The organism is Paenibacillus uliginis N3/975, from assembly GCF_900177425.1.
Lineage (GTDB): Bacteria > Bacillota > Bacilli > Paenibacillales > Paenibacillaceae > Paenibacillus_AQ > Paenibacillus_AQ uliginis.
The window spans coordinates 2574658-2588582 of sequence record NZ_LT840184.1; the positions used below are offsets into that span (position 1 = coordinate 2574658).

General features: G+C 39.5%; 15 protein-coding genes and 1 pseudogene. 13 read left to right on the forward strand and 3 right to left on the reverse strand.

All coding sequences use genetic code 11. The features are described from left to right. Nucleotides 1–224: 224 nt before the first annotated feature. On the forward strand, nucleotides 225–1217 hold the full coding sequence (locus B9N86_RS12235) for a helix-turn-helix transcriptional regulator (RefSeq protein WP_208919463.1): 993 nt from the start codon (nucleotides 225–227) through the stop codon (nucleotides 1215–1217). 125 nt (nucleotides 1218–1342) lie between these two features. Here B9N86_RS12235 and B9N86_RS12240 read toward each other — a convergent pair whose 3' ends face one another. Together B9N86_RS12240 and B9N86_RS12245 are read right to left on the reverse strand one after the other, a co-directional pair. Next, entirely contained in the window at nucleotides 1343–2206 is an 864-nt protein-coding gene (locus B9N86_RS12240) for a DNA alkylation repair protein (RefSeq protein WP_244563051.1), read from the reverse strand. A 71-nt stretch (nucleotides 2207–2277) separates the two neighbouring features. Then, nucleotides 2278–2964, reverse strand: coding sequence for a Crp/Fnr family transcriptional regulator (locus tag B9N86_RS12245; protein WP_208919464.1), 687 nt, complete (start codon nucleotides 2962–2964; stop codon nucleotides 2278–2280). Between the two features lie 513 nt (nucleotides 2965–3477). On the opposite strand from B9N86_RS12245, the gene B9N86_RS12250 reads away from it, so the two are divergent. Continuing rightward, complete coding sequence (locus tag B9N86_RS12250; protein WP_208919465.1) at nucleotides 3478–4425, forward strand: acetylxylan esterase; 948 nt, start codon at nucleotides 3478–3480, stop codon at nucleotides 4423–4425. A gap of 237 nt (nucleotides 4426–4662) precedes the next feature. After that, entirely contained in the window at nucleotides 4663–5118 is a 456-nt protein-coding gene (locus B9N86_RS12255; protein WP_208919466.1) for a V4R domain-containing protein, read from the forward strand. A gap of 317 nt (nucleotides 5119–5435) precedes the next feature. Here the strand turns inward: B9N86_RS12255 and B9N86_RS12260 are convergent, their stop codons facing one another. Then, a complete protein-coding gene (locus B9N86_RS12260) occupies nucleotides 5436–6386 on the reverse strand; it encodes a helix-turn-helix transcriptional regulator (RefSeq protein WP_208919467.1) in 951 nt (316 codons plus the stop codon). 161 nt (nucleotides 6387–6547) lie between these two features. On the opposite strand from B9N86_RS12260, the gene modA reads away from it, so the two are divergent. The 10 genes and pseudogenes from modA to B9N86_RS12310 all read left to right on the forward strand — a co-directional run bounded on the left by modA (nucleotide 6548) and on the right by B9N86_RS12310 (nucleotide 13735). Beyond that, on the forward strand, nucleotides 6548–7405 hold the full coding sequence (gene modA, locus B9N86_RS12265; protein WP_208919468.1) for a molybdate ABC transporter substrate-binding protein: 858 nt from the start codon (nucleotides 6548–6550) through the stop codon (nucleotides 7403–7405). Nucleotides 7406–7407: 2 nt separating this feature from the next. Next, a complete protein-coding gene (modB, locus tag B9N86_RS12270; protein WP_208919469.1) occupies nucleotides 7408–8073 on the forward strand; it encodes a molybdate ABC transporter permease subunit in 666 nt (221 codons plus the stop codon). A 276-nt stretch (nucleotides 8074–8349) separates the two neighbouring features. Beyond that, nucleotides 8350–8811 (forward strand): GNAT family N-acetyltransferase, encoded by a 462-nt coding sequence (locus B9N86_RS12275; protein ID WP_208919470.1) that lies wholly within the window; start codon nucleotides 8350–8352, stop codon nucleotides 8809–8811. Between the two features lie 254 nt (nucleotides 8812–9065). Further along, nucleotides 9066–9614, forward strand: coding sequence for an AAA family ATPase (locus B9N86_RS12280; RefSeq protein WP_208919471.1), 549 nt, complete (start codon nucleotides 9066–9068; stop codon nucleotides 9612–9614). 181 nt (nucleotides 9615–9795) lie between these two features. After that, nucleotides 9796–10362, forward strand: coding sequence for an NUDIX domain-containing protein (locus B9N86_RS12285; RefSeq protein WP_244563052.1), 567 nt, complete (start codon nucleotides 9796–9798; stop codon nucleotides 10360–10362). Between the two features lie 322 nt (nucleotides 10363–10684). Beyond that, nucleotides 10685–11038, forward strand: a complete 354-nt coding sequence (locus B9N86_RS12290; RefSeq protein ID WP_208919472.1) for an acylphosphatase — start codon at nucleotides 10685–10687, stop codon at nucleotides 11036–11038. A 316-nt stretch (nucleotides 11039–11354) separates the two neighbouring features. Beyond that, nucleotides 11355–11747, forward strand: a complete 393-nt coding sequence (locus B9N86_RS12295; RefSeq protein ID WP_208919473.1) for a VOC family protein — start codon at nucleotides 11355–11357, stop codon at nucleotides 11745–11747. 271 nt (nucleotides 11748–12018) lie between these two features. Next, nucleotides 12019–12281: pseudogene (locus B9N86_RS12300) on the forward strand (hypothetical protein). A gap of 174 nt (nucleotides 12282–12455) precedes the next feature. Further along, nucleotides 12456–12980, forward strand: coding sequence for a GNAT family N-acetyltransferase (locus tag B9N86_RS12305; protein ID WP_244563053.1), 525 nt, complete (start codon nucleotides 12456–12458; stop codon nucleotides 12978–12980). Nucleotides 12981–13054: 74 nt separating this feature from the next. Next, nucleotides 13055–13735, forward strand: coding sequence for an NUDIX hydrolase (locus B9N86_RS12310; RefSeq protein ID WP_208919474.1), 681 nt, complete (start codon nucleotides 13055–13057; stop codon nucleotides 13733–13735). Nucleotides 13736–13925 lie beyond the last annotated feature (190 nt).

Consider the following 13925-nt stretch of genomic DNA (forward strand, 5'->3'; position numbering starts at 1 on the left):
AATTAATGAATCATGATCTGAAGCGTGAAGAGACGGTGAATGAAAGAGCAGCAGGATCAGATGAATGGCATTTTTGTGTGAGCCATACTCAACCTGCTGCCTTTTTTTAGCTATTTATTTTCCTTAAGGAAAATATTTTTCACGAAGACAACATATGATTATCAGGATAAAGCCTAATGGTAAAGCTTGAATGCAATCACGAATGGAACGGAAGGAGAATGGCTTTGAAACTACAGCTAGAAACTTGGGATTTGGAAGGGGTATACAGCGAGTTTAACGAGCTTAAACCGTCAACCTCGCCACAGAATCCGTATCATCAATTCTATTCTTTTCCGGCACAGAGCGGAACGGGTCATTTACAACGAATTCATCTAAGAAGAGGGCTCGAGATCAATTGGATCGATACACAAATGTACGAGCCGATGACGATGGATGTCGGCATCCACTATCCGCATCTGGAGATCTCTTATACCATATCGGGTAAAGGTTGTTGGGAAACATCTGGTGAGGCACAAGATTTCGAATTGTGTACAGGCGTATCGACGCTTCTCTATATTAAAGACACAAAAATGCATGCAGAGATGTCACACAATGAGCGAATGCTGCATATGGAGCTTCGATTCGATATGCGGCAGTTCAACACCATTCTTCCAGAGCTGGATCGATTGACCACAAATCCAGTCTTTTGCAGACAAATCGCAGGTTCTCCTCATATTCTACAGCTCGTGGAACAAATGAAGAATTGTCCCTATAACGGCTCGCTTCAGAGGCTTTATTTAGAAGGAAAAGCACTAGAGTTACTAGCTTTTCACTTAGATGGAACAGGTAAAGAAGAGATGAAAAAGGAAGTTACATCGAAGCTAACGTCCTATGATATCCAATGCCTTTTTGAAGCGAAGAATATATTATCTCGTAACTGGAAGCAGCCTCCTAGCTTACTTGGGCTTGCGAGATTAACTGGGCTTAATGATTACAAGTTGAAACTTGGCTTCAAAGAATTGTTCGGAACGACAGTATTCGGTTATGTGCGTGGACTACGAATGAACGAGGCTCGAAATCTATTAGAGCAGGGAAAAGCGAACGTTAGCGAAACCTCTATCCAGGTTGGGTACCACAATGTAAGTCATTTTGCATCACTCTTTCGAAAAACATTTGGTTACAATCCTAGTGAAATCGGTAAGCTCGCTTCTAGTAAGAATCAAGAACAAAGACGATAATAATGACATGAGGATTTAAAGTTGCTCAGGACTATGTTATTTCAATGGAACAACATTATTGCGAATTTAAAGAATAACATGAAAACAGCATCTCAGTATTGAGGTGCTGTTTTTCACTAATATAACTATACAAGCCCGTCTTTTGATAAACTTCTTTGAGCCCGGCTTACAATCCGTTTCGTTTCTTTAGTATTGGAAGTTTCAGACCATTCTTTGCACACCCGAATTACCCAATCCGGATTAGACTTACTTGCATCATTGAGCCAATTGCCAACCGAATCCTGTACGTATCGGGATGGATCAGATTTTACTGTATCTAAAAGCGGTAAGGCTAGTCCAGGATTTTCTTTTAAAACAGGTATATGTTTAGCCCAAACACCTTGTGGACGAGTGGCTTCGATGGCGAATCTTCTGATATTGGGATCAAAGTCTGAAACCCAGTCGATTAAAATATTCAATGATTGATTCAGATTATGGATAATCAACTCTCTTACAGCCATCCAAGAAATCTCACGTACACCAAAATGAGAGTCGGCAGCAAAAGGGCGGATGCTTGCAAGCTTCTGATCGAGATTCAGTTTCTCGTTTAATCCAACGACATAAGCAGCCCAACAGCGTACACTGTCAGAACGATGGTTAACTAGTAACGAAAAAATACGCGATTGCTCTGCTGGTTGTTGTCTTTCCAACAATACCAGCCATTCATTTGCTACTGCCGGTATAATTTTCATTATCCTTTTTTCGTTCTGAGCATACAGAGCTGTTAACTTCGGTTCTGACTCCTGCTCCAATCCTATTTCAGGCAAAATATTGCGCAGCAGTTCCAGGTGATCAACAGCCAACCACTCCGTTAGATTGACACTCTCCAAAGCTCCCTTTTGAAGTAAACTAACAACTTCTGGAGGTATCTCATTAACTTTACGAGCACCTTTTCGTTGTAAAATGGTGTCTGAAATCGAATTCATCTTTTCAATAACAATCAGTCCCATATCGTATATTTGTTAAAGCACTTTTACTATACATAACCGGATTCAGCAAAAACTGTAATGCAGTTTACAGATCAATCCCGATTTAGTTCTCGTATCAGCTTTTCTCTATGAATACTGATGGTCTTATATTTTGTTTGGATCAGTTCTTCTTTCACAAAATCTTGTAATATTGAGGACACCGCTTCCCGGGTTGCGCCGACCATATTAGCAATTTCTTGGTGAGATACAGAGAGATCGATTTGTACAAAACCTTCGCTGGATCCAGTTCCAAACTGGTCAGCAAGCTTAATCAAAACATGTAAAATTCTTATTCGTAATTTACCGAGAGCCAGACTATAAGCTAAATGGTTCATATTGACAATTCGTTCACTCATCATTTGAAGCAAATTCATCATAAAGCGGGGATGATCGATTAAAAAAGTCTCAAACCGAGATTTATCCATCAGACAGATGTCGCATTCTTCTAGTGTTTCAATAAACATTTCTCTTGTGCCAAAAGAAATCCCGGACAGTTCGCCAAATACATTCCCTTCATTGAGTATATCCAAGGTAAACTGCTTGCCATCGGTATTCAGTTTGTAAATACGAACTTTTCCTTTTTTTATAAAGTATAATCCTTCTGTGAAAGAACTCGGCGTTTGGATATATTTGTTTTTTGGAATGGTTGTAATGGAGGTCATTCGGTCCATCTCTCTTAAATCCTCCAAAGAAAGGCACTGCAGCAGATTGAATTGTGACAAGTAAGCGATTTTATCCATCGTTTCTCCTATTAATTATCAGGAATGCATACCTATAATGAGACACATGGCATCACCCTATATTTATTTTACAAGATACCATTTTCATGACTGTTCGTTATTCTCTTATGTATTCTACAATTCTATCGTAGTTTTAATAGGTGTTGGCTAACTAAAATATACACTAAGTTCTTTAAACACAAAAATATGCCGACCATTCCTTAGAGTCAGGAATGGTCGATCTCAGTCTGATTTCCCGTGCCACATTTGTACTTACACCAAAATTCTCATAAGATACAATGAGAATGTTTCTCACTTATGGCGAAAGAGACCATCCTATATTCGTTTCAAGTGAATCTTCCGTATTTCCTATGCGCTGTCTTTGTCGGATTGTTTGTACCTCTCGTAATGATGAAATCGAGGAGTTGAGCTTGCAGCTTCTCTATTTTTGCATTCGGGATAGCGCGGCGAATCGGAATGATGTATGGTGGGAATATGGTAAACAAGATGAAGTGAAAGGGCAGGTAACAGCTTATGAACGCAATAGAAAAAAGAATCGAGGAATTGTATCGATATAACCCGGATGTTGCGGCGCCGCTAGACCTTACTAAGTTCTGGAACCGGACAATCAAGGAGGCGAAGGAGTGCCCGTGTGTTGGCGTACGGGTACAAACGGAGACGCCGTTCCCGGCAATGGACGTCTATCATGTTACGTATGAAGGATATGATAACACGCCGCTGAAGGGTTGGTATATCGTACCGAAGTTTACGATGGAGAGGAGTTTGCCTTGCGTAGTGCTCTTCCACGGATATACGGGGGGCAAAGGCTATCCAGAGCAGTATGCGGATTGGCTCATGTTGGGATACGCAGTCTTCGCCGTAGACGTGCGCGGACAAGGCGGGGAGACGGGCAACCAGATGGACAGCGAATACGGGATGACGAAGGGCTGGATAACGCAGGGGATCCTTGACAAGGACACCTGTTATTACAAAGCCGTCGCAGTTGATGCTATGAAGGCGATCGAATGGGTGGCCTCACAACTGGAGATCGACGCGTCGCGGATCGTCGTGACCGGTGACAGTCAGGGCGGAGGCATAAGCCTGCTGGCAGCCGCTATAAGCGATACGCCGTCCATCGTTGTGGCGAATATTCCGAACATGTGCCACATGGACTTCGGGTTGTTGAATTCAACTGGATCTCTAACGGAGGCGGCCGAGTTCCTGAACCGGTTTCCGGAACATCTGAATGCCGTGCTGACGACGCTGAGCTACTTCGATATACTCCATCTGGCTGACCGCATCGATATTCCGGTGATGATGTCCGTCGGGCTGAAGGATACCGTGTGCATGCCGGAGACTGTGTTCGCGGCGTACAACCGTATTTCATCCGAGAAGATTCTGAACATATATCCGTTTACGGGACATGCCGTAAGCGGCTACCAGAAGCGGAAGGTATTTGAGTTCTTGAAAATGCATTTATAGTTCAAGTTTTTGCTTAATTAATATTCTGATGTTAAATATGACCCGTAAGGTGACACTTTACAAGAAAGTGAGTCATCTTATGGGTTATTTGTATTTGATTCATTAATGTTGGGGGTTGGCACATAGTGATTGGGCTCACTGTTATTCATAGATGTGCGCAGAATCACTCTCTTGCCATAGTGAAATGTTAAACTGTACCAGTACCCAATAAAGTAAACAAAGGGAGGCGGAGTAGGCATGAAAGAGGCATTTACATATGAGGACATGAAGTTAATCGGTCGGAAGAAGCTGGGAACTCAGGTGCCACTGGAGTTGTTCCGGGCAATTCGGTTGATTGGTTTACATCAAGCTCTACCAATGGGCGGGAAGGGAACTACCGTTACAATTGGTCGCAAAATAGGAGAATCACTGCCTGTATCTACATTAGAGGATATCTTGGTTCTGTTCGAAGAGCTTCAGATTGGTATTCCGAAAATTGTATATCAGGATGAGCATAAGCTTCGGATCGCAGTTGAGGAATGTTTCTGCATAGGACTTCCGGTGATGGAAGGGAAGATGGTCTGTGATTTGGAAGGGGCCATGTTGGAGGGGGCTATCAATAAAATATGGAAAGACAAGGTATCTGTGCGAGAAGTTCTGTGCAACGTAAGCGGAGATGATCATTGTGAATATGAGATCCGTTATTTACGATAAGGTTTGCCCAATACATAAGAAAAAGACATAGAAGCTTATCACAACTAACTGGTCAAGTTCCTGTACATAGACATTAATAAAAAGCTCTAAACTGAAAGCTGTTTCTGGTACGCTACCAGAGGCAGCTTATTTAATTTTCGTTACCGCCTCTGCGCAGAGAGACAGTGGACTTACTCCACGGCTTCTTCTTTGCAAGGGAGCGGTCCTGCAGATAATTACAAAGCTGGAGGGGCCGATGAGCAGACTACTCATACGCCGACGTCGCGCCGAATGTCGCAAATTGGCGGGTAAAGTGTGGATGCTGCTCAACGACAATTCTACGTTTCTAACAATATTTCGCCAGTACGTGATAAGTCATAGCCTGAAATGGATTGAAGCTCTTTCTTAAAATCCTTTGATCTGAGAATACCGAGCAACGAATGGATCCATGCTTGATTGTCTGGTGTATTCATCATGACAAGATCATAACGTTCCTGAATCAATGGTATAAAATCGATATTACCTACAATAACCGCCGCTTTTTCTATGCCTACGCCAACATCTGCTTCACCTAATGACACTTTAGAGGCTACGCCAAGATGATTGGTATGTTCTTGCTCGTAACCGATAAGCTGTTTGGACTTTATGCCATGTAGACGAAGTTGCTCATCTAACAATACACGAGCTCCGGAACCTTTCTCACGATTTGCAATTCGCAAGGATTGATTCCCTAGATCAGACCATTCCTTTAGTTGTAGTGGGTTACCCTTCTGAACGTACAATCCTGCATTTCTGGAGAGTAAATTGACGACGGTGTAGGAGGATCCAATGAGTAACTTTTTAATATAAGGTAGGTTGTATTCACCTGTATCGCCATCGAAGAGATGCGTGCTGACAATATCGGATTCACCGCGATACATTGATATGAGGCTATCAAGACTTCCGACATATGCGCGTAGCGGCCGTATTCCAACCGTATTTTTTTCCAAATGTTTTGTTAAAATATCGAGACTGGGATCTTGGCCTGTTATAACTACGGGGCGGAGCCCAGTAATGGAAGCTTGCATATGTGAACTCTTTGTACGATCTGTATTCGTTGGACGCTCGTTTATTTGTAGTCCTTTATGTTTTTGCTTATACGCTTCGAGGTCCGCATGATCCACTCGCATTTGTTTGCCTACACGGTATGAGGGCAATTCACCTTTTTTAATTAGATCATATACGGTCAGTTTGGAAATTTTCAGCAACTTTGCAATTTCTTCGGTCGTATACGAAACATCGATGAACATTATGCTCCTCCTTATTTATTATGCTATTTATAACTATTATTTTCATTGTACCATATTCGGATGTATTCATTTTGCTAACAGCATTTACAATAGAAATGAATTAGTTATAATTCTATTTAGATATAATTAGTTATAATTGATGATAACTAAGGAGGGGGATTATGTTCAAATTTGTTAAAGGTTATACGTTATTATCATTCGTTTTCGTTATGATGTTGGTATTTACCGGTTGTGGTGCTGCACAAAAGACAAATTCCGATACCAATACGAGTACTGCTACTCCAACAGAAAGTACACCAGCTTCTAGTGAGCAACCCGTCGAAACGGTTGAACTAACTATTTCGGCTGCAGCAAGCATGACGGATGCTTTGATGGAAATTCAGAAGACTTATGAATCTAAAAATCAAAACATTAAACTGAACTTCAATTTCGGCGCATCCGGTGCGCTGCAACAACAAATTGAGCAAGGAGCACCGGCTGATTTGTTCCTGTCGGCTGCCGTTAAGAATATGACAGCCCTTGTTGAAAAACAATTGATTGATGCGAATCAACAAGCTAATTTGTTGAATAATGAGCTTGTTGTTGTTGTTCCTGTAGACGGAAAAACGCCGATTGAAAATATAGCAGATCTAACCAAGCCGGAAGTGAAAAACGTTGCGATTGGCATACCGGAAAGCGTGCCTGCTGGCAACTATGCCAAGGAAGCGCTCACGAACGCGAAGCTATGGGACGGTTTGCAAGCTAAATCCGTACAGGCAAAAGACGTTAGACAAGTACTTCAATATGTAGAGACCGGCAATGCGGATGCGGGTTTTGTATATAAGACAGATGCGCTAACATCTGATAAAGTTAAGGTTGCTTTTGCGGTTGACCCAAATACGTATGACACCATCCAATATCCGATTGGTATTATCAAAGCTACGAAAAATAATAAGGAAGCCGAAAATTTTTACACATATTTGCAATCGCAAGAAGCACTTGATGTATTTACCAAATATGGATTTAAGGTGCCTGACTAATCGTGGCATCATTCAATTCGCATGATTTTTGGTCGCCTATTCAGCTTTCATTACAAGTAGCTTTGTTATCAAGCATAGTAGTTATCATCATTGGGGTAGCAATCGCATGGTGGTTATCCCGCCGCTCATTTAAAGGCAAGATTATTGTTGAAACGATATTTATGCTGCCGTTGGTGCTCCCCCCAACAGTAGTTGGCTTTTTATTACTTGTTATGTTAGGACGGAGAAGTTGGATTGGAGAGTGGATAGAATGGTTTTTTAACGCACCTATTGTATTTACTTGGTGGGCTGCCGTTGTTGCCTCTATCGTTGTTTCCTTTCCTCTTGTTTATCAGACCATGAAAGTGGGATTTGCTTCCGTAGATCAGAACTTGGAGGATGCAGCCCGCTCGACAGGTGCGAACGAATGGGAGGTATTCAAGTACATAACACTACCGTTAACTTTTCGCTCACTTGTTACCGCTTATATTTTAGGCTTTGCACGTGGTCTAGGTGAATTCGGAGCTACATTAATGATTGCGGGAAATATTCCAGGCAAAACCCAAACGATTCCAACTGCGATCTATGTTGCGGTAGATTCTGGCAACACTCCGCTAGCTTGGGCTTGGACAGCCGCTATTATTGTAATCTCATTTCTTTTGCTGCTTGCTAGTCGTAAAATCTCATGAAATGGGATAATTATAAATGAATAAATGAATTTGGTAAGCAAAATGGAGAGTCGATAGCTGTAATCGGCTCTTTTTATATTTTATTGCGGTTTAAAACTTTGACATGAACAGAACTAAATAAAATTTGAGGTAATTGTATTATCCTAATCCTACAGTAGATTGGGTATTTACGAAGTTCAGGAATACACATAATATGGAGTTATTAGCGAAGTTCGTAAACATACAGTTAACTGAAATCAACGAAATTGTAATGGAAAATCGAAAGGAATATAAAAAATGAATCTAATTCGCATAGAACCAATTGATAAAAATAACTGGGAAGAAGCTCACTCGATATCTTTACTCAAATCACAAGAGAAGCTTGTACCTTCTGTTATCGAATCTTTAGCATGGGCTTATATAAAACCGTGGGATGAGGCTTTTGATCCATATATTTTGTGCAAGGATGATAAAACATTCGGATTTTTTTATCTTTCCTATACACCTAATAGTACGAATAATTACTGGATCGGTGGTTTTCAAATAGACAAGGAATATCAAGGGCTGGGATTAGGAACACAATCTCTTAAAAGAATATTAGAATTCATTCAGGAAATGCACAGACAATGCGAAGTAATCTCTCTAACAATCGAAAAAAGTAATAATCATGCTAGAAAGCTTTACGAGAAATTAGGATTTGTCAATCAAGATAAAGAGAACCAAGATGGCGAGATTATATATAAACTAAAGTTAAACTAAACTATAAAGAACTTGTACTAGGTTACTCGAAGAGGTCGTTGACATCAGCTAACATTACATTCCTGCGTCGTCGCTAGCGCTCCTCGGTCACCGAGAGGATTTTCGGAGAAGTTAAATCAGACGACACATCCAACCGGCTAAGTCTGACGACCCGGCAACTTTGTTGCCTTAAGCCGCTTGGACGTCAGGAATGCGAAACGTTATCGGAAATCAGTGCATTGATATCAAATTGAAATTGAAAGCGGTGACGTAATATGTTAAATGAACATCCTAAGATCATTTTAATTACAGGCATTATGGCAAGTGGAAAGTCGACAGTGGCGCAGATACTAGCCGAACGCCTTGAGAACTCAGTTCATTTACGAGGGGATATCTTTCGTAAAATGATTGTTAATAATCGAAGAGAAATAAACCCGGATGCAGAAGAGGTTGAGTTGGAACAATTGAAACTTCGATATAGATTCGCAGCACAAACCGCAGATCTCTATTTTGAAGCAGGTTTTTCTGTAATAGTTCAAGATGTTGTAATTGGTCCGTTGTTAGAAGACTTCATATCATACGTCCGTAACCGCCCATTATATGTAGTCGTTCTTTGTCCAAGTACGCACACCGTAACATATAGAGAGGCTACTAGATCGAAGAAAGGATATGGTGTTTGGACAGTTGAAGCATTGAATAGTGTTTTACTAAATGAAACACCTAGAATTGGAATGTGGATCGATTCATCAAATATGACACCTGAAGAAACAGTTCTTGAAATAATGACAAGATTAGATAATGAAGCAATCCTAATAAACAAATGAGAACGGTTTATGGGCTATTTCAAGGAAGGCTCTGACATCAGATAACACTGCATTCACTCATATCATCCTTACGGCTGCTCGGTCGCGAGAGGCATTTCGAAGAAGCGGATTCAGGCGACAACCCTGCGAACCTAACCGCGTCGCGGCCGGCAGCTGAAGCTGCCTTATGGTTCTCGGGTTCGTGAATACAATAACGTTATATGAAAGAAATGCAAAGATTAATATTTTAGAGCAGAGGAAGGTATTCATGGAAGTAAGACAAATGGCAACTGCATTTTTAATTAACGATGACAAAGTATTGATGATGAAAAAAGCAAGAAGTAAGCTCTTTAATTTTGAATTTTGGGGAGGGATTGGAGGACATCTTGAATATGAAGAACTAAATTTTCCAATGAAGGCCAGCTATAGAGAAATTGAAGAGGAAACGGGATTTAAAAAGAGTGAGATTAAAAACTTTAAATTGAAATACATACTGATAGAGAATAACTGTGGGGAAATCCGACAGCAATACGTATATTTTGGAGAAACAAAGCACATGAACTTTATCTCTTCTGATGAAGGGGAATTATATTGGATACATAAGAATGAGTTATTAAATTTACATATGTCAAAGATTATTAAATTTACTATTGAACACTATTTAGAGAATCCAAATCTTGATGATATTTTAGTTGGAACAATAACGGCTAATAATGAATCAAATCCACAAATACAATGGGCAACAACTAAAGAAACCGTGACTTTCTAGCAGTTCGAAGAAGGTATTTCCTTCATAAAACATCGTGTTCCCGCTGTGATGCTGGTGCCTCTTGGTCTGCCAGAGGAATTTCGAGGAAGCATAAACAGTAGACAACCCTGCACTGCCTAACCGCGTTGCGGCCGCCCTTGGGGCTTAAGGCAGTAAGGGTTCGGGAACACAGAGAACGTTATAGGAAATCAACGCAAATAATTAAAAAAATCAAAACCTATTTAAATTAATTGTTGAATTAACTAACGGGTCGTTAATTGAAGGTGGTATGTTTCAATAATCCAAAAGGAAAAAATAGAAATAAAAAGGAGTCTGCGGAAGAATGAGTGTTTTTAAGAAATTAAGAAATGAATATGTAATTTGGCATGCAAATCGTGTTAAGTTTCCAAAATTTACACCAAGCATTATAGTCAGAAAAAAAGTAGCTTTTTCTGGAAGGGTGCAAAAGGTAGGATTTCGCTTGGAAATATATTGTATTGCTCGAAGAATGAAATTAACTGGATGGGTAAGAAATTTAAAAGATGGAAGTGTGGAAGCAGAATTACAAGGGGAAGAGTCGCATATTGATTTTCTGATCAATTGCATGCGGTCATTGAAACGGGCGTCTGTAAAGAAAATGACTATAATTGATCTGCCTATTAGAGAGGGTGAAGAAAGCTTTACAATAGTGGAATAAAGTACATATAGTATAAGCGATTTTCCTAATTTCAATTTCGAACACTTGATTAAAACTAACGGATACTATAGTTAAGCAAATGATGATGTTGGTTATTTCGAAGGAGGCGCCGACATCCTATAACATCATATTCACGCTGCGGGGCTTCCGCCCCTTGGTTGTCGAGATATATAACCATGAAAGTAGTTCAGACAACAAACGACCCAGCCTAAGATAAGAGCTATCTATGGCTGGGTCGTTTCGTGAATACAACAACGTTATAGGAAATCAACGCAATGCATTCAGTAATAAGAAAATTAGGGAGGAAATAATAAACATGAAAAGTCCTATTATTAATCGGATTGATACCGTTTTTTTACATGTAACAGATCTGAAGGAATCTGTAAGATGGTATTCGAAACTTTTGGCAATCGAATTCAATGAGGATATTCAATTTGAAGGTCCGATTCATACATTTCCTATGGGTAAGAATAGACCTGGACTAACATTAGATAATCATAGTTTTGATGAAGCATATAAATTTGTTCCATCAAATCAACCATTATTTAATCTAAGCACTGAAGATATAGATGAAGCTTACGAATTTGTTAAGAGTATAGGAACAGAGATTGTAACAGAAATTGCAAGATACCCAGATCTATCTGATTTTTCTTTCAAGGACCCTGATGGGAACATTTTGATGATTTGTTCATGTATAACGGAGAATTAATACTGTTTTTAGTGTTTTCGAAGAGGCTCTAACATCATCTAACATAGTATCTACGCTGCGGGCTCCGCCCTCGGTTCGCAAGTAATGTAGAGCATAGAAGTCGATTCAGCGAACAACCCTGCGAGGCTAAGTCCGTTGGACCTAGTCGCTTACGCTCCTCTAAGCCTCTGGGATTCGTAGATACAACAACGTTAGATAATACGGAACGACAAATATGATAAAATTACAATAAACAAGGGCTGTTAAAAAGAAATAGAAGGAGGAAGAACAAATGAAATGGCAAAAAGTAAGAAAACTGTTCCCTGACCAATTTGTTCTGGTTTCCATCCTTGATTATCATGAGGAAGGCAATAGAAAATAGTTGATGAAGTTGCGCCGATCCGCTCTATTTCAGATCAAGAAGCAAATAAGGCATTTTTTCATGCTGAGCCTGGGAGTTTGGTATACCAAACTTCAAATCAGGAGTTTGTAATTCATATTCGCAGGGATCCATTAATGAGAGTGAGACGTAGTAGCAATGAAAATTTATTATGATGGACAGTTAATAACAACGTCACTCACCATTACATTTAGAGGGAAGGTATTAAGGATAGATGATGTCAACATACGCCCCGGCCTAAAATAGGAGCTATCTAAGGCCGGGGCGCGTCGTAGATGTGGAAACGTTATAAGAAATCCCCCACAAAACAATAGATTCGTAAATAACTTATGAAAGTGGGAAAGTATATGAATATCCATATTAGAGAATTGAATGAGCATGATCCGGTAGTTATTTCAGCATCATTTAAAGAACAAGGATGGAATAAGCCCGTTGATTTGTATCTTAACTATCTTGAGGAACAAAAAAACGGCGATAGAGTTTCGATAATTGCTGAAGTAGATAATACTTTCGCAGGTTATGTAAATATATTATGGAATTCATACTATCCATCCTTTAAAGATAAGGGAATCCCAGAGATAAATGATTTTAATGTTTTAATCAAATATCGCTGTCAAGGTGTTGGCTCTAAATTGATGGATAAGGCGGAAAATATTATTAAAGAACGATCTGAGATTGTGGGCATTGGAGTTGGATTATTTTCGGATTATGGAAATGCACAAATTTTGTATGCAAAGCGTGGGTATATTCCAGATGGTAAGGGAATCTATAATAGTCACCGATATATTGAACGTGGAGATACAGTAATAATAGATGATGATGTTGCACTCTATCTAATAAAGAAATTGACATAATAAAGGTTAATAGAAATTATTCCTAAGGAATGCGAAACGTTATCTGAAATATCACGAAAAAGAGGTGTATATGAATGTTGAAACCTATCAATGAATTTCCAAAAGACAAGAAAATAGCAGGGATTCATAGTATACCAATTACTGATGATGGATCAGTTGTTTTTGTATGGGATATTAATGAAGAAACTTTAACTACTGTAGGCGGAAGATTAGAAGATAATGAAGATCTTAATACAGCACTCGACCGTGAAACAACTGAAGAAGCTGGTCTTATACTAGACACGTATAGAATACCGATAGCTTCTTGGTATTGGGAAAATACGAATACATATACTGTGTTTGTTATCGCTCGAATTAAAGAGTATGTATCGTTGCCAGTTGGATTTGAAACTTCAGGAAGGGTAGTGATGAATTTCGAAACGGCACGACATCTTATAACTAAACTAGAAGGAAATAGTCATAGAATTGAATTATTGAATCTTGCCGAACAAAAAAGTATAGAAATATTGAATCAAGTAACAAATGAACAATTATACCGATTAAAGGAGAAGGAAGAAAACCGCTTTTTATACCCTAATTTAATGAATGATCGTTTCAGAATTATTGGTCGTCATACATTAATAAAAGACAATTACGAGGATGAATTGATTCAAATAGAGTCATTAGGACCAGGTTATAGTGGTGGGTACATTTATGTTTCAAGAAATGATATACAAAAATTAAAAACTAGTGTGGGAATCTCAGGGATATCATGATACTTCATATAAGCTGCGGGCTTCGCCCTTGGTTCATAAGAAGTGGTAAGCAGAGAGGTTGATTCAGCGAACAACCCTGCGAGGCTAAGTCCGTCGGACCCAGTCGTTGGCGCTCCTTTAAGCCTCTCGGATTCGTAGAAGGGCTTTAAAAAAACTTTATCTAAAAAATATTAATAGTATTGAAGGCGGT